Here is a 17,627-nt window from a genome sequence, read left to right on the forward strand (position 1 = left end):
GAAGCAAAACGGAGGCACGATGAAAAGGAAGCTGACACTACCGGCCCTCGCGCTGGCGCTCGGCTTTACGGGTTGCGACCTGCAGGTCAACAATCCGAACGAGCCGGACAGGGCCCGCGCGCTGGCCGGGCCGGACGATGTGGAGACGCTCATTGCGAGCTCCTTCCAGAAGGTCTGGGAGATCGGGCACTACTGGACCAACCCGAACTTCGCCTTCAACCACATGTCGAGCCGTCACACGGCGACATGGGGCAACATGGGGATGAACGACCTCGGCCGTGAGCCGCGGGAGCCCCTGCCGAACGCGGCGTCGTACAGCCCCGCCTACGTCTTCGAGGCGAACTGGGGCGATGCGTACGGCGGCATCTCGGCCGCCTCGGACGGGATCCGGGCCCTCGACGAGGGTCTGGAGATCGGTCCCGGCGGCGAGCGGAACGCGCGGGCACGCGCCTTCGCCGTCGCGAGCCAGGCCATGCTGAGCTGTCTGCTCTCCCTGTGGTACGATCAAGCGTTCATCGTCGACGAGACGGTCGATCTCAACGGTGAACTCGACACGGTCGACTACAACGCGGTCTTCGCCTACGCGATGGGCAAGCTGGACGAAGCCGAATCGGCGGTCCGGGCCGCGTCATTCACCCTCGAAGGGAGCTGGATCAACGGGAACCCGTGGAGCAACCAGGAGTTCGCCGACTATCTGGTGAGCTGGAAGGCGCGCTGCGCGGCGAACCTGCCGCGAACCGATGCCGAGGCAGCGGGCGCGAACTGGAGTCAGATCATCTCGAACGCGCAGAACGGGATGCAGAACGTCGTCGTAGACGGTGAAGACCGGTCCTCGGATACGGCGTGGTGGGACGGTCTGAAGATCTTCGCGCAGGAGAACCGGACCTGGCACCGCATGCACATGGATTGGGTCGGCATGGCGGACCAGAGCGGCCAGTATCAGGACTGGCTCACCTTCCCCACGGAGCAGCGCACGGCCCGGCAGTTGACGTTCGGCGACGACAAGCGCTTCCCGGCGGTGAACGAGCACGGCACGCTGGGAGAGAGCGTGAGTCCCACGGCCGCGTCCACGGGCCCGGTGGCCCGCTACAACGCGACGGTGATCTTCCGGCCCGAACGCGGCACGTATCGTCAGTCGCACTACGGCGATTCTCGCTACGACCACTATACGCTCAGCTGTAGCAGGTGCGAGTTCGGCACCATGGAGCACATGACCTCGAACGAGTTCGATCACTACATCGCCGAGGGGCACTACCGCATGGGCAACTTCGCGGGCGCCGCGGACATCATCAACGTGACGCGGATGCAGGCGGGGCTTCCGCCCGCGCCTTCGAACCCGACGGACGCGGTGCCGTCGAACTCGGCGGGCGAGTGCACGCCGCGCAAGCGATACGACGTGCGGGGCCGCTGCGGCAACCTGCGCGACGCGATGTGGTTCGAGCACTTCGAGAACGTGTTCAACCTGTTCGGCGGGCTGGAGTTCTTCCACGGACGCCGCAACGACATCCTCCCGGCGGGGACCGCGCTGCAGCTGCCGATCCCGGCCGCGGACCTCGAAGTCCTGCAGCGGGACGTCTATACCTTCGGTGGCGGGGAGCCGAGTTCGGCCGGCAACCCGACGCCCCCGGCGATCGTGCCGGGCAGCCTGACCTCCGCGCTCGAGCGGGCGTCCTTCTCGCTCGAACGGTTGCGGGCGAGTCAGGCAGCTGCGCGCCGGGGCGGGCAAGCGACTCTGATCGTCCGCTAGCCGCCCTCGGCGGGACGCCGCGTCCGGAGCGCCTTCGGGCGAGTTCGGACCGAAGAGAGGCCACCGGGTTCGCCCGGTGGCCTCTTCTGTCTGTAAGAAACCGCGCGCCCGAGACGTTATGTTCGTTGTGGTGGCGGATGTCGTCCGCGCTAGTCTCCGCACGCGATGCCTGAGGCTTGACGAGGAGTTGTAGATGAGGAACAAGAGTGCGCCGGTCCTGGCGCTGATGGCCGTCCTGATCGGCCTCGCGGGGAGTTTCGCCACCGGCTGCGTGGATCTCGACGTCGGGGCGCGACTCCGGTCGGACACCGACTCGATGCCGGACCCGGGGCTGGATGAGCCGAACCCCGGGAATCCGGGGAACAGCATCGTCCCGCTCGGACCTTCAGGGCACTAGCAGTCCGCGAGGAAGTTCGCCCCGCTCAGCGCAGCCCGCGGCGGGTCCAGATGACGATGGACCCGCAGCGTCCGTAGAACTGCGGAGGAGACTCCGAGACGCCGCGATAGACCTCCACCGCGGCGATCTCCGGCCCCACGGCCAGCGTATCGAGATCGATCATCGCGTCGTCCGGATCGGTGAGCTGATGGACGCGCCGGCCGTCAACGTAGAATGTCGGTATGCACCCGCGCATCGTAGAACCCGCCATCTCGATCTGGACCTGGCAGTGCGGGAAACACCTCTGCCTGAGGTTTATGGCGGGGACCGTCCGCAGGACCTCGGCCAGCGTGCGGTACGGCTGGCGGTCGATCTCCTCGGGCGTGACGAACGAGCCCAGGCGGGTCTCGAGACGATGGTAGAACTCTTTGTCCTCGAGCCACTTCCTGCGCGCGGTGATCGTGACCGCGATGGGTTCGACGGCAATCGCCCGGGGCTCCAGGCGGATGACGGCGTGCGTGCTCATCGCCTGGTCGACCACGAGATCCGTCGTCGGCTCACCGTAGGCGATGTGTCGGATGACGACTTCGTGCGATCCCACCGGGACATCTGCGAGACGGAACCTCCCGCTCGAGTCCGTGACGTCCTCGGCCTCGGCCCTTGCGATCCGGATCGTGGCGCCGCCGATCGGCTGTTCCGTGGAATCGTCGATCAGGAACCCGGACACGGCCCCGAGGGCCTGCTGCAAGATGACATTCAGGTCTTCGCGGACCGTTTCGCCTCCCTCGAGGACGAAGGCGACGCGCGGGCTGGTGAGACCGAGCGCGTCCGCCCAGGCGGTGAGACGGGTACCCTGCGGTACGTCGCAGAAGATGTAGCCGCCGTCCTCCGAGTCGGCCGCGACCCGGTTCTGGAACATCGCGCCGCCCTCGCCGCTCGTGTTCCACTCGAGGTGCACGCGGCTCCCCGGGAGCGGCATGCCGCTCCGCCCGTCGATGATCGCCCCGTAGATGATCGATTGATTCTCGATCTGGTGGACGACCTCGCAGCGGGCGCGGACGAGGGCGGGATCGAGCTGGCCGGCGAGGGGTGGAGCGGCACCGGACAGGACGATCAGCGTCACGATCGCGCAGACGGATCGCCGGACGATGGCCTCGCCCATTCGAGGATCGAAGGGTTCTGATGCATGCACAGCGGCCTGCCCCGGGCTGCCGGGATTCTGCCGACCATAATACCTCATGGACCTGAGCGTGGATACGGCCGCGCGGCCGCCCGATCCCGACCTGCGCGCCGTGGCCATCGGCCTGGGCTCGAATCTCGGCCCGCGCTTCGCTCAACTGCGCGAGGCCGCCCGCCGTCTCGCGCAGGACGCGTTGGTCGACGCACGCTTCTCGCGGGTCTACGAGACCGTCCCCGCCTACGGTCTGCGTCAGCCACCGTACCTGAACGCCTGCTGCGTGGGGTGGACGCGCCGGGATCCGGGCGGGCTGCTCGCGACCCTCAAGGATCTGGAGTCCGAGGCGGGCCGGGACCCGCGGGCCCCGAGGTTCGCCCCGCGCCCGCTCGATCTCGACATCCTCCTCTACGCGGACGAGGTTGTGTCGACTCCGCGCCTCACGATCCCGCACCCCGCGTTGCCGGAGCGCGCCTTCGTGCTCGTGCCCCTGGCCGAGATCGCCGGAGCGTGGCGGCATCCCGCGCTTCGGCGGACGATCTCCGAACTCGCGGCGACGGTCGATCCCGTGGGGATACAGGTCACGCATCTCCGTCTGAGGGAGGCCAGAGAGGCCCATGAGCCGTAGGACCCTCGAAGTCCGGACCCCCGCGGGCGGGCGCTATCCGATCCACATCGAGCCGGGCCTGCTCGGCGACGTGGCCGCGGTTTGCCGCCGACACGCTCCGGCGCACCGGTACGCCGTCATCACGGATTCGCAGGTAGCGCGGCTCTACGGCTCCACCGTCGTGGCCAGCTTCGCCGGGGCCGGCCTCGGGGCCGAGCTGGTCCCGTTTCCGGCCGGCGAGCGGAACAAGAGCCGCGAGCAGTGGGCCGCGCTGAGCGATCGCATGGTCCGGGCGGGATTCGGTCGGGACTCCGCCGTGGTCGCGCTCGGCGGCGGCGTTGCGGGGGACCTCGCGGGGTTCGTCGCCGCGACGTACATGCGCGGTCTCCCCGTCGTACAGGTTCCCACGACGCTGCTGGCGATGCTCGACAGCTCCGTGGGGGGGAAGACGGGGGTCGACACCGAGGCGGGCAAGAACCTGATCGGCGCCTTCCATCACCCTTCGGCCGTCCTCATCGATCCGGCCGTACTCCGGACCCTCCCGCGCCACCAGCGCTGCGCCGGTCTGGCGGAAGCCGTGAAGACGGCGGCCATCCTCGATCTGGAGCTGTGGCGCTGGATCGAGTCCCGGGCCGCGGACCTCGCCGGAGGTGAGCCCGCGGCCTCGGCCGAACTCATAGAGCGGGTCGTCCGGCACAAGGCGGCGGTCGTGGCGGACGATCCGCTCGAGCGCGGCGTGCGGGAGATCCTGAACTTCGGGCACACCGTGGGGCACGCGCTCGAAGCGCTCGAGGGGTACAAGCTCCTCCACGGCGAGGCCGTCGCCGCGGGCATGCGGGTCGAGGCCCGCCTCGGGGAGTCGCTCGGGATCACCGAGAGGGGCACCGCCCGGCGGGTCACGGCGGCCCTCGAAGCGTGCGGGCTCGATGGCGACTGGGAGACCGAACGCCGCCCCACGGAGATCCGGGAGGCGATGTCGAGGGACAAGAAGGCCCGCCAGGCCCGCGTGCGCTGCGTGTTCCTGGCCCGGGTGGGCGAAGTGGCGACCGACCCGGACGGACGCCATAGCTTCACGCTGGACGACGAGGCTCTGGGCGAGCCGCTCGCGGCGGCTTTACGCCCGGCCTCGGAGAGTGGAGATTGTCCCGACCCTGGCGGCCCGTGACGGCACTTCGTGCCGCGCGGTTGGCCGCGGGCCGCCCACTGGATACCAAGTGACCCCAGCCGAATACTCGAAGATCCCGCCGCTGAGCGTCGCCGACCTGTTCGCCGGACACGTCGAGTCGCACCCGCACGCGCCCTGCCTGTGGGCGGGCGGCGGATCCTGGAGCTACTCCCGGGTCGCTTCGCAGGCCCGGGCGCTGGCCGTCGGGCTGCACAATCTGGGCGTAGAGCCGGGCGATCGGGTCGCGATCGACCTTCCGAACTGGCCCGAGTTCGTGATCTCCGCGCTGGCGACCGCCGAGGCGGGGGCCGTCCTCGTTCCGATCAACCCGACCTGTTCGGCGCGAGAGCTTCGGTTCATCCTGCGCAACTCCGAAGCGGCCGTCGCGATCAGCGCCGAGGAGTGGAACGGCATCGACTATCTCCAGCGTTTCGAGAGTCTCCTCATCGAATTGCCGGATCTGCAGTACGTGGTCACGGTCGGGGAGGAGGACCTCTGGTACGACGACCGGATCTTCCAGTACGAGGATCTGATCGCGGCCGGGCGCGGCCGGGAAGCGCCGCCCGCGGAGGTGGACCCGGGCCGGGATTCGTGCGCGATCCTCTACACGTCCGGCACGACGGGGGCTCCAAAGGGGGTTGTCCTCACGCACGACAACCTCGTGCGCACGGCGCTCGGGACCGCCCACCGGATGATGCTGGGCCGCGAAGATCGGACCCTGTGCAGCGTACCGCTGGCGAACATCTTCGGGTTGACCGCCATGCTGACGACGCTCGGTACCGGAGGCTCGCTGCTCCTGCAGGAGATGTTCGATCCGGCGGGCGCGCTCGCGCTCGCGGCCGAACACGAGGCGACGGTGGTGCATGGTGTCCCCACGATGTTCGTCATGTTGCTCCGCGAGATCGAGCGCGCGGGGTCGCGGCCGGATTCGCTGCGGACGGGCGTCCTCGCCGGGGCCCCCGTGAGAGAGGACTTCGTGCGGGACGTGCGCCGGCGCCTGGTCCCCGACCTCGAGATCGCCTACGGCCTCACCGAGACCTCGCCCACCGTCTCGATCACGACCCGCTCCGATCCCGAGGCCAAGCGCGCCCACACGGTCGGCCGTCCGCTCGACGGGGTCGAGATCAAGGTGCTCGAGGAGGACGGCAGCGAACTCCCCGATGAGTCCGTCGGACAGCTCGCCGTCCGGGGCTTCAACGTGATGCGCGGCTATTTCCGGCAGCCCGGACAGACCCGCAAGACGATGACCGACGACGGTTTCCTGAAGACGGGTGACCTTGCGATGGTCGACCCGGAGGGTTATCTGCATATCGTTGGCCGTTTGAGCGATGCGATCATCCGCGGGGGTTACAGCATCCATCCCGCCGAGATCGAGGCGCAGCTCCGGTCCCACCCTGCGGTGGATGAGGCGGTGGTTCTGGGGGTTCCCAACGACGTTCTGGGTGAACTCATCTGCGCATGCGTGCTCACGGCCGAAGGGGCCTTGATCACGGCGGAAGAGATCCGCGACTTCTGCCACGAGTCGCTGGCCGACAACAGAGTGCCGGATGTCATCCACTTCCTGGATGAGCTTCCGGAGGCCTCGACCGCGGGAGCGCGCCGCGTGAGCTTGGCCCGCATCATACGCGCCGAAGCCGAATCGAGAACCGGGCAGAGCGCACGGTAGCCGGCGCCGCCGGGATGACCGTCCAGCGAGGACGGCTCCGGACGGCGCCGCGACAGAAACGCGAACGGCGGTCCGACGACCCCTCTGGCCATCCCCCCCGTCGAACGGGGGCGAGGAAGGGGGGCCTCAAGGAACCGTTCGCAGCAACGAACGGAACAAGAGGCATGAACGAATCCTACACGCGGGCGCCGCACAGGCCTCCATCCGCCGATACGGTACGGCACACCGCGGCTCTCCTCATCGACTTCGACAACGTCACCATGGGGATCCGGTCCAACATGGGGCAGGAACTCCGCAATTTCCTCGACTCCGACATCATCCGCGGCAAGGTCGCGGTGCAGCGTGCGTACGCGGACTGGCGGAGGTATCCCCAGTACATCGTGCCGCTGTCCGAGGCCTCGATCGATCTGATCTTCGCGCCCGCCTACGGGTCGTCGAAGAAGAATGCGACGGATATCCGACTCGCGATCGACGCGCTGGAACTCGTGTTCACGCGCCCTGAGATCGAGACCTTCATCCTGCTTTCCGGGGATTCCGATTTCTCGAGCCTGGTGCTGAAGCTCAAGGAGTACGGCAAGTATGTGATCGGCGTGGGACTGCAGGAGTCCACGTCGGATATCCTCGTCCAGAACTGCGACGAGTACTACAGCTACAACCGCTTGTCGGGACTCACGTCCGCCGACGACATTCAGACGGACAAGCACGATCCGTGGGAGCTCACGACGCGGGCGGTCACGCGGATGGCCGAGCGCGGCGACGTGATGCGATCGGACCGGCTCAAGCAGGTCATGCTGGAGATGGATCCGGGTTTCGACGAGCGGGCCGTCGGTTTCTCCAGGTTCAACCGCTTCCTGGGCGAAGCCGCGCAACGCGAAGGGATCGTGCTCCGCAAGCGGGAGAACGGACAATACGAGGTCGCCCCTCCGGCTGGCGGCGCGGCGGGCGCCGACGGGAGCGCCGGACGCCCGAGCAAGACGGCTTCGGACGGAGAGAGTGCGCAGCGCAGCCGGAACCGGTGGGGAAGTCGGGGAGGTTCCGGCCGGGGCCGCTCCCGGTCCCCGGCCTCGAAGCCCGCGTCGGAACCGGCGCCGGCGCCCGACGCGAAGGCGTCGGACGACGGCCTGCAGGGCGCCTACGACGCGCTGGCGCGCGCGGTCGGCGACCTGTCTCCGGGCGGGGCTCCGGTCCGCGACTCCATGGCCAAGCGGAAGCTGCTCGAGTACGACGGCTCCTTTGACGAGGGGAGCTTCGGCTTCAGCAAGTTCAGCCTCCTCCTCCGCGCCGCCCACGAGGCGGGGGTCATCCGGATGGCGCGGCACGACGACGGCAACCACTACCTGATGCCGGCCGGGGCCGCGGAGAAGCCGGGGCAGCAGAAGCCGGCACCGCAGAAGCGGGCACAGCAGGAGCCGGCGCCGCAGAAGCCGTACGGCGGGCGAGGGCGGTCTCCGTTCTCGGCGGCCGCGGCGGCGGCTCGGAAGACGCTGGGTCGCCTCCGGCGAGGGCCGGACGCCGAAGAGGGACCCGCGGAGCCGGCGGATCGCCCGGATGCGGCTCGGGCAGCGGAGGCCCCGCGGGACCGCGGGACCGCGTCCGCCGCGAGCGGCGGCCCGCGACAGCGTCCTCGACAGGACCGCGGATCGTCCCGGCGCGACCACCCGCGACCGCAGGGCTCGCGAGCCAAAGAGGTGCCCGCGCCGGCAGGAGCCGCACGGGCGCCGAAGCCCGGGACTTCGCCTCCGGAGCGGAAGAGCCAGCCTCCGGAGCGGAAGAGCCAGCCTCCGGAGCGGAAGAGTCAGCCTCCGGAGCGGAAGAGTCAGCCTCCGGAGCAGAGGAGCCAGCCCCCGGAGCGGAAGAGCCAGCCTGCGGCGCCCCGGCGCGAACCCGCGGCCCGCCCGCAAGAACCCGCAGGCCGTCCCGCCGAGCCCGTTGGGCAACAGAGTGAGCCCGGGGGCTCGGAGAAGCCGGCTCCCCGGCGCACTCTCGGGCGGCGCTACCGGTCGGGGTCGCGCGGCCGCGCCCCCGCGCCGCGGACGGCCGGAACGGCGAGCGGCCCCCGCATCGGGCCGATCTCCGATGACGAAGTGCCTTCCGATGGCGCGAAGAAGGAGGCGGAGCAGGAGACGAAGAGGGCGGCGGCGGCGACGCGCGAACGGGGCCGGACGCGGCGGAAGCCCGAAGGACCGCGGAAGCCCGTCGCCGGGCCTGTCGGTCACATGGTCCGGAACTACGCCGGCGTCGGGAAGCGCACCGCGGAGGCGCTGTTCGATCATTTCGGCGACCAGTTGCTCGACGTCATCGACTCCGACCCGCAGCGTCTGACCGAGGTGCTCTCCGAGGCCCGCGCGAAGATCGTCCGGGAGGCCCGTCGCGCCGAGCTGGAAAGCTGACCGGGGGAAGAACCCCGTCCGGAGCGGCGCGCACCGAGCCGCTGAGCCCGGATTTCTTCGCCCGTCCCGCCGCGGAGGTCGCGAGAGACCTGCTCGGCTGTGTGCTGCGCTCGGAGTGTGAGGGCGAGCGAACGGCCGGCCGCATCGTGGAGACGGAGGCCTACACCGGACCCGAGGACGAGGCCTGCCACGCGGCCGAACGGATCGGGCGCACCAAACGCAACGCGCCCCTCTTCGGCCCGCCCGGCACCGCATACGTCCATCGGAACTACGGGATCCACTGGCTCCTCAACGTCGTGACGGGTCCCGAGGGATTCCCGGCCGGCGTCCTGCTGCGTGCCGCCGAACCCCTTGAGGGCACCGACGTGATGCGCCTCCGGCGCGGCCGCGAAGAGCTGACCAACGGGCCCGCCCGCCTCGCGCAGGCGCTCGCCGTCGGGCCGCGGCTCCAGGGACACCGGCTCGATCGCCACCCCCTTTCACTGCACCGGGGCGAGCCCGTCCCCGACGAGGAAACGGAGGTGACGACGCGGATCGGGATCTCGCGCGCGGCCGACCGACCCCTCAGGTTCTACGATCGACGGAGCCGCTGGATTTCGCGGCGCTGAACCCCGGGAGGATGTGAATGGTGGACATCGCCCTGCAGGAAGTCGCAACTCGCGGCTTCGCGTCGATCCTGCCGCCCCTGCTCGCGATCGGGCTCGCGATCTACACGCGCCAGGTCTTCCTATCCCTCGCCGCCGGCATCTGGCTCGGGTACACGATCCTCGCCGGGTGGAATCCCGCCGCGGGCGCCGCGGGCGCCATCGAGGGGGCCATCGTCACGCTTGGAGACGGCGGCAACGCACGGGTCATCGTCTTCACCTTCCTCATCGGCGCCCTCATCGCCACGGTGGAAGCGAACGGCGGGATGCGCGGGTTCGTGCGGTGGGTGGAGGAAGCCCGCTGGGTGACCGGCAGCCGCCGGGCGCAGATCATGGCCTGGCTGATCGGGATCGTCATCTTCATCGAATCGAATCTCACCATCCTGGTCGCGGGGTCGGTGTCCCGGCCCCTGTTCGACCGCTTCAGGATCTCACGGGAGAAGCTCGCCTACATCATCGACTCGACCTCGGCGCCCGTCTGCATCCTCATCCCCTTCAACGCGTGGGGTGCGCTGGTCCTCGGGATCCTGGAGGAACAGCAGGTCGCGAACCCGCTCGGCGTCTTCCTCGTCGCGATTCCGCTCAACCTCTACGCGGTGGCTGCGCTCACGCTCGCGGGCCTGACGGCCTTCAGGGGCTGGGATCTGGGGCCCATGAAGAAAGCCGAGGCGCGGACGCGGGAGGGGCGGCTCCAGTGGGAGCACGCCGTCGCGCTCGCCGACCCGGAGGAGATCGCCCCGCCGCCGGCGGAGGGCGTCGCGCTGAAGCCGCGCAACATGCTGATCCCGATCGTGGCCATGGTCGTCTCGATGCCCGTCTTCATGTGGATCACGGGGGACGGTTCCATCGCGAAGGGCTCCGGAACGACGAGCGTGCTGTGGGCCGTCCTGTTCGGACTGGGGCTCGCGTGGGTGCTCGCGCTGGCGCAGCGTTCCCTGGATCTGGACGGGTTGAGCCGCGTCGGTCTCAAGGGCGCGGGCGCCCTCACCGGGATGGCCGTGGTGCTCTGGCTCGCGCTCACGCTGGGCCAGGTGACGCGCTCGCTGGGGACCGGGCTCTACGTCGCGGGCGTGGTGGGCGACACGATCCCGCTCGCGCTGCTCATCCCGCTCGTCTTCCTCGTGACCAGTGCCATCGCCTTCGCCACCGGGAGCAGCTGGGGGACGTTCGCGATCATGCTCGCGGTGGCGATTCCGCTCTCGAACGCGCTGGGTCTGCCGCCCGCGCCCTTCGTGGCGGCCGTGCTCTCGGGCGGCGTCTTCGGCGACCACTGCAGCCCGATCAGCGATACGACGATCATCGCGTCGCTCGCCTCGGCCACGGACCACATCGAGCATGTGCGCACCCAGATCCCGTACGCCGTCATCGCCGGCGGGGTCGCCACGCTGGGCTTCGCCATCGTCGGCGCCGCGATGTGAGAGCGGGTGCGGTGAAACACGTCCTGCCCATCTCATGGACGGAAGCCGGAGGGCGGGGAAGCATCGGCGGCATCCCCGCGGCCGACCTCGCCGCCCGCTTCGGTACGCCGCTCGTGGTCGTCGACGAACGCCACCTCGAGGCGCGCCTCGCCGCGTTTCGCTCCGCCTTCGGTCCGGGCGCGCCGAGCTCACCTACGCGGGGAAGGCGTTCCTGTGCGGGGCGCTCGTGCGGCTCCTCGACCGGGAGAGCTGGCTCATCGACGTCGTCTCCGGGGGCGAGCTCGAACTCGTGCGCCGGGCCGGCTTCCCCATGGACCGCGTCCTCCTGCACGGAAACCCCAAGTCCGCTCAACGTGGACCTCGCCCCCGACACGCACGAGAAGGTGAGGACCGTCGGGCCGGGGGCGCACTTCGGTATGGAGCCCTCGACCGCGGCTGCGGTCGGGCGACGGATCGCGACCGCGGGAGACCTCCGCCTGACCGGCGTGCACATCCACGCGGGGAGCCAGATTCGCGATCCCGGCCTGTTCGCCCGGGTCGCGGCGGCGGCGGCGGATTTCGTGGCGCCGCTTCGCGATCGCTTTCCCGAGACGGTCGAACTCGACCTCGGCGGGGGGCTGGCCGCGCCCTACCGGGCCGATGAGCGGGTGCCCTCGCCGCGCCGGTACGCCGAGGCCCTGCGGACGGGGCTCCGGGAGGCGGGGGCGCGCGAGCGGCTCGGTTCGTACCGGCTCATCGTCGAGCCCGGCCGCTCGGTGATCGCCAACGCCGGGCTCACCCTCTACCGCGTGCACGCCCGCAAACGCCTTGACGGCGCCGACGAGATCCTCGCCGTCGACGGCGGACTATCGGACAACCCGCGCCCCTCGCTGTACGGGGCGAGCTACGAGGTGCTCAACGCCTCGCGGCCCCGGGGCGGGGCGGAGCGGGCCTTCCGCGTCGTGGGACGCCACTGCGAGTCGGGCGATGTGGTCGCGTCCTCGGCCGTGCTCCCGGCCGGTTCGGACGTCGGCGACGTGCTCGTCGTCCCGGCCACGGGCGCCTACGTGTTCGCGATGTCGAGCCGCTACAACGGCGTCGGACATCCCGCCGTGGTGTTCGTCCGGGACGGCGAGGCCCGGATCGTCGTCCGCCGCGAAACCGACGACGACCTGCTGGCATGCGACCTCGCGCTCGGCGGTCCGGAAACGGTGCGGACCGCGCGTACGGTCAGCGGCGGCGCATCTCGGCGGTCGCGAGCACGCTGACGTCGGGGTCGAACACCAGACCCTCGGCCGCAGCGGCCCCGGGGATCCGCAGCGTCGTCTCCCGCGCCTCCATCCGGACGGTCGCCCGCCGTCCGTCCGCCCCACCGCCCTCGACCTCGAACTCGAGGTCGAGCGTGAAGGTGGGCCACTCCGCCGGCTGGACCTGGCGGATCGAGACCATCAGCTCCGACCCCTCGGGTCCCCATTCGATCTCGAGTTGCGGGTGTCCCGGCCCGTGGACCCACTGATCGAAGAACCACCCCAGTTCCTGTCCGGAAGCCGCCTCGAAGGCCGCGCGCACGTCCGCGGTCAGCGCCACGCCATGCAGGTGACGGGCGTAGTAGTCGCGTATGCCGCGGAAGAAGGCCTCGTCTCCCAGCTGTCCGCGCAGCATGTGGAGCACCCAGGCGCCCTTCTGGTAGTTGTTCCGGTTCAGCAGGTCGAAGAGCTGGCTGGAGCTGGAGTCGACGATCGCCTGCCCGACGACGTCCGACCCGACCGCGACTTCGCGGCTGTTGCTCATGAGCGATCGGAACGCCTCGACGCCGTCCCGGGCCTCGAAGTAGAGCGGGCTGAAGTAGCTCGCGAAGCCCTCGCTGACCCACAGATGGCTCCAGGAGGCAGGGCTCACCGCGTCGCCGAACCACTGGTGCGCCGTCTCGTGGGCGATCACCCCTTCGCCCATGCGACGCTCCTCCCACCCGCCCCGTCCGTAGAAGATCGCGCTCGAGTTCTCCATCCCGCCGAAGCGGGTCGAGGATTCCACGTGCGCGAGTTTCTCGTACGGATAGGGCCCGATCAGCTCGCCGTAGTAGTCGAGCATGTCGGGCGCGCGGCCGAAGCGCTCGGCCCCGTAGTCGCCGTCGCCGGCCAGAGCCCACACGCTCACGTCGGCGCACGCTTCGCCCCCGCCCGGGTCGGGAGGCGCCGCGGGGGAGAGCCCGCACCCCGCCTCGCCGAGGGCCCGCCGCTCGAAGCGCGCCATCCCGACGACCATCGTATAGGAGGGGATCGGCGCCCCGGGGTCAGTCTCCCAGACCCACGTCGTCCCTCCCTCCGCTCCCGGCCGCGCTTCGACGAGCCGTCCGTTGGCGATGACCTCGAAGCCCTCCGGCGCCAACACCTCGAAGCGGGCCGTGGCCTTGTCCAGCGGATGGTCGTTGGAGGGGAACCACCAGCGCGCCCGATTCGGCCAGTTGTCGGCGAAAACCGCCGGTTCGCCGTCGCGGTCCTCTCCGAAGAAGAGCCCGTTCTCCGGGGCGCCGCCGTATTCGATGCGGATCTCGCGTTCGGTCACGTCGGCTGAGGGTTCGAACGGTCCGACAGTGAGGACCGACCCCCCCCGACCGAACTCCGCGGGGGCGCCGTCGAGGAGAACCGATCCCACCTCCAGCCCGATGAAGTCGAGGTCCACGCGGTCCGCCCCCGCGGCCACGTCGCCACGCAGCGTCGCGACGGCGTCGAATCGCCCCGAGGCCGGACGGGAGAGGTCGAGTTCGAGCAGGTAATGCGCGATGTCGTAGCCCGCGCGGTCCGCCGGCCGCCGCACCTCGAGCCCGGGCTCGGGGGCGACGGACGCCGCGTCGAGCGCCTCCCGGGAGGCGGGAATCGGGGTCGGGCGCGGTCCGTCCGGGGCCGGCTGGCAGGCCGACGACAGCCCGAAAATCAGGAGCGCGGCGAAGACACCGGCCGGCCGAACGCGCGCTTCGGACCGGCTCCCCGCTTGCGGAGCGGCCTCCCGCTCCCCACCGTGACGCCGAAGCCGTCGCCGGATGAAAGCCCGGCGTCCGTCGAATTCATTCGCGAAACGAAATCTGCTCATCGCATCCGCTCCTGGAAGACGCGTGTCTCGCGCGGGCCGTTCGCCCCGCCCTCGCACCACGATGCATGAGACTCTACGCCCGTGAGTGAGGAGCGCCACCCCTTCGCCGGACTCGGTCTCGCCCCGGCGCTCGTCGAGGCGGTCGCGCGCGCCGGCTACGTGGAACCGACCGAGATCCAGCGCCAGGCGATTCCGGCCATCCTCGCCGGGCACGATGTCCTCGGGACCGCCCACACCGGGACCGGGAAGACGGCGGCGTTCACCCTCCCGGCCGTGCAGCGCCTCGCGGCGACCGAGGCTTCCAGCGCGCCGCGCGGCCTCGTCGTCACGCCGACGCGCGAACTCGCCCAGCAGGTGGGGGCCGCCGTGACGGCCTACGGCGCGGCGTCCTCCATCGAAGCGGTGGTCATCCACGGGGGCACGCCGCTCGGGCCGGAAAAGGAAGAACTCGCGTTCGGATGCGACATCCTCATCGCGACGCCCGGCCGCCTGCTCGACCACCTGAAACGCGGCAACGCGGATCTGTCACGCATCGAAGTCCTGGTCCTCGACGAGGCGGACCGGATGCTCGACATGGGGTTCATCGACGATGTGAAGGAGATCGTCCGGCGAACCCCGGCCGACCGGCAGACGCTCCTCTTCTCCGCCACGATGCCCGACGGCGTGCGCTGGCTGGCCCACGAGCTGATGACGGACCCCGAGGAGGTCAAGGTCGGCCGCGAGACCGCCGCGGAAGGGATCCGCCAGGTGCTCCATCCCGTCGACTGGTCGCAGAAGCACGCCCTCCTGCATCACCTCCTCGAGACGTGGCCGGAGGGACAGGTGCTCGTGTTCACGCGCACGCGGGTGACCGCGACCTACCTGACCGACTACCTGCGCGCGCGCGACGTCTCGGTGGCGGGCCTGCACGGCGGCAAGCACCAGGATCAACGGGACAAGGCGCTGCGCAGGTTCCGCGAGGGGACGGTGCGCGTGCTGGTGGCGACGAACGTGGCCGCGCGGGGTCTCGACGTCCGGGGCATCCGGCACGTGGTCAACTTCGACGTGCCTGAAGACCCGCGGGACTACGTGCACCGCGTGGGCCGGACCGCGCGCGGCGACGACACCGGCGATGCGGTCACGCTCATGGCCTCGAGCGACTGGGTCGAGATCCGGGCCATCGAGCGTCTCCTCGGCGAGAGCATCGAGCGCCGCGCCGTGCCGGGCTTCGAACCCGATGTCGCCCCGCCGCCCCCCGAGGAGGAGCCCGACGAGCGACCGGAGCCCTCGGCCCTCCGCCGCGGCATCCGGCGGCGGCGCTAGCGCACCCTCTTTCGGGCCGCGCCTCCCGGCTTTCGCCGCTCCCCGGCCGGGGCCCATAATTCGTCGTTACGCAGCGTCGTCCGCCGTCCGTTCGCGGGTCCTCTGCCGGAGGTGTCCAGATGTCTCTCGATCTCAGCGTCCGCCACCGTCGCGTCCGCCGCCGTTCCCACCGCCGCGTGGGCGGCCTCCGAGTGGTGGTCGCCGCCGCCCTCCTCGCGGCGCTCCCCTCGGTCGCCGAAGCCCAGCGCACCGCGAAGCCGGTGCTGCACGGCCGCCACTGGATGGCGATCACCGGCAAGCCCCTCGGTGCCACCGCCGGAGCGCGCATGTTCCACCAGGGCGGGAACGCGGTCGACGCCGCGGCGGCCATGCTCGCCGCGACCTCCACCATGTGGGACGTGCTGTCGTGGGGCGGAGAGACGCAGGCCCTCATCTACCACCCGGGGGAGCAGCGCGTGATCGGGCTCAACGCGCTCGGCGTGGCCCCCACGGACGCCACCCCCGAACACTACCGGTCGGAGGGGCACGAGAACTTCCCGCCCGAGTTCGGCCCGCTCGCGGCGGTGACCCCGGGCACGCCGGGCGGGCTCATGACGATGCTCGCCGAGTGGGGCACGCTGAGCCTCGTGGACGTCCTCCAGCCCTCGATCGAGATGGCGGAGGGGTATCCGATCGAGGCGGATCCGGTCCGGCGCATCCGGGACTCGCGGGACGAGATCCGCCAGTGGCCCTCCTCGGTGGCGGTCTACTTCACCCACCCCGGGGACCCCGACGACCCGGGCCCGCGCGAGGGCGAGATCTTCCGGCAGCCCGGCCTCAAGCGCACGCTCGAGCGCCTCGTCGCCTCCGAAGCCGAGGCGCTCGCCGCCGGCGCCGACCGCCGGGAGGCGATCCATGCGGCCTACGACGCCTTCTATCGCGGCGACATCGCCGCCGATTTCGTGGCGGGCGCCCGCGCGGCGGGGGCGCTGATCACGATGGAGGACATGGCGAACTGGCAGGTCCATATCGAGGAGCCCGTCAGCACGAACTACAAGGGGATCGACGTATACAAGCTCACGACCTGGGTCCAGGGGCCCGTGATGCTCCAGGCGCTCAACATGGTCGAGCAGCTCGACGTCCGGTCCATGGGCTACAACAGCGCGAACTACCTGCACGCCCTCTATCAGGTGATGAACCTCTCCTTCGCCGACCGCGACTTCTACTACGGCGACCCGTACTTCCCGCCCGAGGAGCCGGTCGAGGGCCTCCTCTCGAAGGACTACGCGAAGGCGCGCCTCGGCATGATCGACTGGGAGCGGAACGATCCGACCGCCGGCCCCGGAGATCCGTATCCCTTCCAGGGCGGCGAGAACCCCTTCCTCCACCTCCTCGAGCGCTGGGGAGAGCGGAGCGAGGTGACGACGGAAGACGGCGCGGCGGAAATGGACGCAACGGCCCACGCGGCGCTGGACGAGGACTTCTACCTCGGGACGACCTCGGTGCAGACGGCCGATGCCGAAGGCTGGGTCGTCTCGATCACGCCATCGGGCGGGTGGATCCCCGCCGTGATCGCGGGCGAGACCGGGATCGGACTCTCGCAGCGGGCCCAGAGCTTCGTGCTCGATGAAGCGGACAACCCGTACAACGTGATCGAGCCGGGGAAGCGGCCGCGCGCCACGCTCACGCCCGGCATGGCGCTCAGGGATGGCCGGCCGTTCCTCTCGTTCGCGGTCCAGGGCGGCGACGGGCAGGACCAGAACCTGCTCCAGTTCTTCCTCAACGTGGTCGAGTGGGAGATGAACGTGCAGCAGGCGGTCGAGGCGCCGAACATGAACAGCTACCAGATGCGCGGTTCGTTCGGCGAGCACGAAACGCGGCCGGGACGGATGCTCCTGCAGGACGCCACGCCGCCGTGGGTCCGCTCCGCCCTCGCATCGATGGGCTACGACCTGACCTTCTCCGAGCGCACCTCGGGACCGATCAACGCGATCTTCTTCGACTGGGAGAACGGCGCCTTCTGGGGCGGCTCCAGCCACCACGGCGACGACTACGGCATCGCCTGGTGAGCGCTGGGTGAGCGCCGGTCG

13 protein-coding genes and 1 pseudogene are annotated in these 17,627 nt (G+C 70.4%); 12 read left to right on the forward strand and 2 right to left on the reverse strand.

Annotation, left to right across the window (positions count from 1 at the left end; translation table 11 throughout):
• Positions 1-19: 19 nt before the first annotated feature.
• A complete protein-coding gene (locus ACPXY0_RS00980; RefSeq protein WP_423927612.1) occupies positions 20-1,747 on the forward strand; it encodes a hypothetical protein in 1,728 nt (575 codons plus the stop codon).
• A 193-nt stretch (positions 1,748-1,940) separates the two neighbouring features.
• Complete coding sequence (locus tag ACPXY0_RS00985; RefSeq protein WP_423927614.1) at positions 1,941-2,144, forward strand: hypothetical protein; 204 nt, start codon at positions 1,941-1,943, stop codon at positions 2,142-2,144.
• Positions 2,145-2,169: 25 nt separating this feature from the next.
• Here the strand turns inward: ACPXY0_RS00985 and ACPXY0_RS00990 are convergent, their stop codons facing one another.
• Positions 2,170-3,285: a carboxypeptidase regulatory-like domain-containing protein gene (locus tag ACPXY0_RS00990; protein WP_423927616.1), complete on the reverse strand. Its 1,116-nt coding sequence runs from the start codon at positions 3,283-3,285 to the stop codon at positions 2,170-2,172.
• A gap of 88 nt (positions 3,286-3,373) precedes the next feature.
• On the opposite strand from ACPXY0_RS00990, the gene folK reads away from it, so the two are divergent.
• From folK to ACPXY0_RS01030, 8 genes and pseudogenes are all read left to right on the forward strand, one after another.
• The gene (gene folK / locus ACPXY0_RS00995) at positions 3,374-3,925 is read left to right on the forward strand and encodes a 2-amino-4-hydroxy-6-hydroxymethyldihydropteridine diphosphokinase (RefSeq protein WP_423927618.1); all 552 of its coding nucleotides are present in this window, start codon (positions 3,374-3,376) and stop codon (positions 3,923-3,925) included.
• Complete coding sequence (gene aroB / locus ACPXY0_RS01000) at positions 3,915-5,069, forward strand: 3-dehydroquinate synthase (protein ID WP_423927620.1); 1,155 nt, start codon at positions 3,915-3,917, stop codon at positions 5,067-5,069. The genes folK and aroB overlap by 11 nt, the downstream gene beginning before the upstream one ends.
• 49 nt (positions 5,070-5,118) lie before the next feature.
• Positions 5,119-6,735, forward strand: a complete 1,617-nt coding sequence (locus tag ACPXY0_RS01005) for a class I adenylate-forming enzyme family protein (RefSeq protein ID WP_419942607.1) — start codon at positions 5,119-5,121, stop codon at positions 6,733-6,735.
• 164 nt (positions 6,736-6,899) lie between these two features.
• The gene (locus ACPXY0_RS01010; RefSeq protein WP_423927622.1) at positions 6,900-9,125 is read left to right on the forward strand and encodes an NYN domain-containing protein; all 2,226 of its coding nucleotides are present in this window, start codon (positions 6,900-6,902) and stop codon (positions 9,123-9,125) included.
• A 41-nt stretch (positions 9,126-9,166) separates the two neighbouring features.
• Entirely contained in the window at positions 9,167-9,733 is a 567-nt protein-coding gene (locus ACPXY0_RS01015; RefSeq protein ID WP_423930531.1) for a DNA-3-methyladenine glycosylase, read from the forward strand.
• Between the two features lie 17 nt (positions 9,734-9,750).
• A complete protein-coding gene (locus ACPXY0_RS01020) occupies positions 9,751-11,187 on the forward strand; it encodes a Na+/H+ antiporter NhaC family protein (RefSeq protein ID WP_423927624.1) in 1,437 nt (478 codons plus the stop codon).
• A gap of 34 nt (positions 11,188-11,221) precedes the next feature.
• Positions 11,222-11,524, forward strand: a pseudogene (locus tag ACPXY0_RS01025) (hypothetical protein); the annotation flags it as partial.
• Positions 11,525-11,540: 16 nt separating this feature from the next.
• The gene (locus ACPXY0_RS01030) at positions 11,541-12,434 is read left to right on the forward strand and encodes a diaminopimelate decarboxylase family protein (RefSeq protein ID WP_423927626.1); all 894 of its coding nucleotides are present in this window, start codon (positions 11,541-11,543) and stop codon (positions 12,432-12,434) included.
• On the opposite strand, the gene ACPXY0_RS01035 is transcribed toward ACPXY0_RS01030, so the two are convergent.
• Positions 12,397-14,256, reverse strand: a complete 1,860-nt coding sequence (locus ACPXY0_RS01035) for a M1 family metallopeptidase (protein WP_423927628.1) — start codon at positions 14,254-14,256, stop codon at positions 12,397-12,399. The genes ACPXY0_RS01030 and ACPXY0_RS01035 overlap by 38 nt on opposite strands.
• A gap of 81 nt (positions 14,257-14,337) precedes the next feature.
• On the opposite strand from ACPXY0_RS01035, the gene ACPXY0_RS01040 reads away from it, so the two are divergent.
• Both ACPXY0_RS01040 and ACPXY0_RS01045 read left to right on the forward strand, forming a co-directional pair.
• A complete protein-coding gene (locus tag ACPXY0_RS01040) occupies positions 14,338-15,558 on the forward strand; it encodes a DEAD/DEAH box helicase (protein ID WP_423927630.1) in 1,221 nt (406 codons plus the stop codon).
• A gap of 119 nt (positions 15,559-15,677) precedes the next feature.
• Positions 15,678-17,606, forward strand: coding sequence for a gamma-glutamyltransferase family protein (locus ACPXY0_RS01045; RefSeq protein ID WP_423927632.1), 1,929 nt, complete (start codon positions 15,678-15,680; stop codon positions 17,604-17,606).
• The last annotated feature ends 21 nt before the right edge of the window (positions 17,607-17,627 follow it).

It is taken from the genome of Candidatus Palauibacter sp. (genome assembly GCF_965237495.1).
Classification (GTDB): domain Bacteria; phylum Gemmatimonadota; class Gemmatimonadetes; order Palauibacterales; family Palauibacteraceae; genus Palauibacter.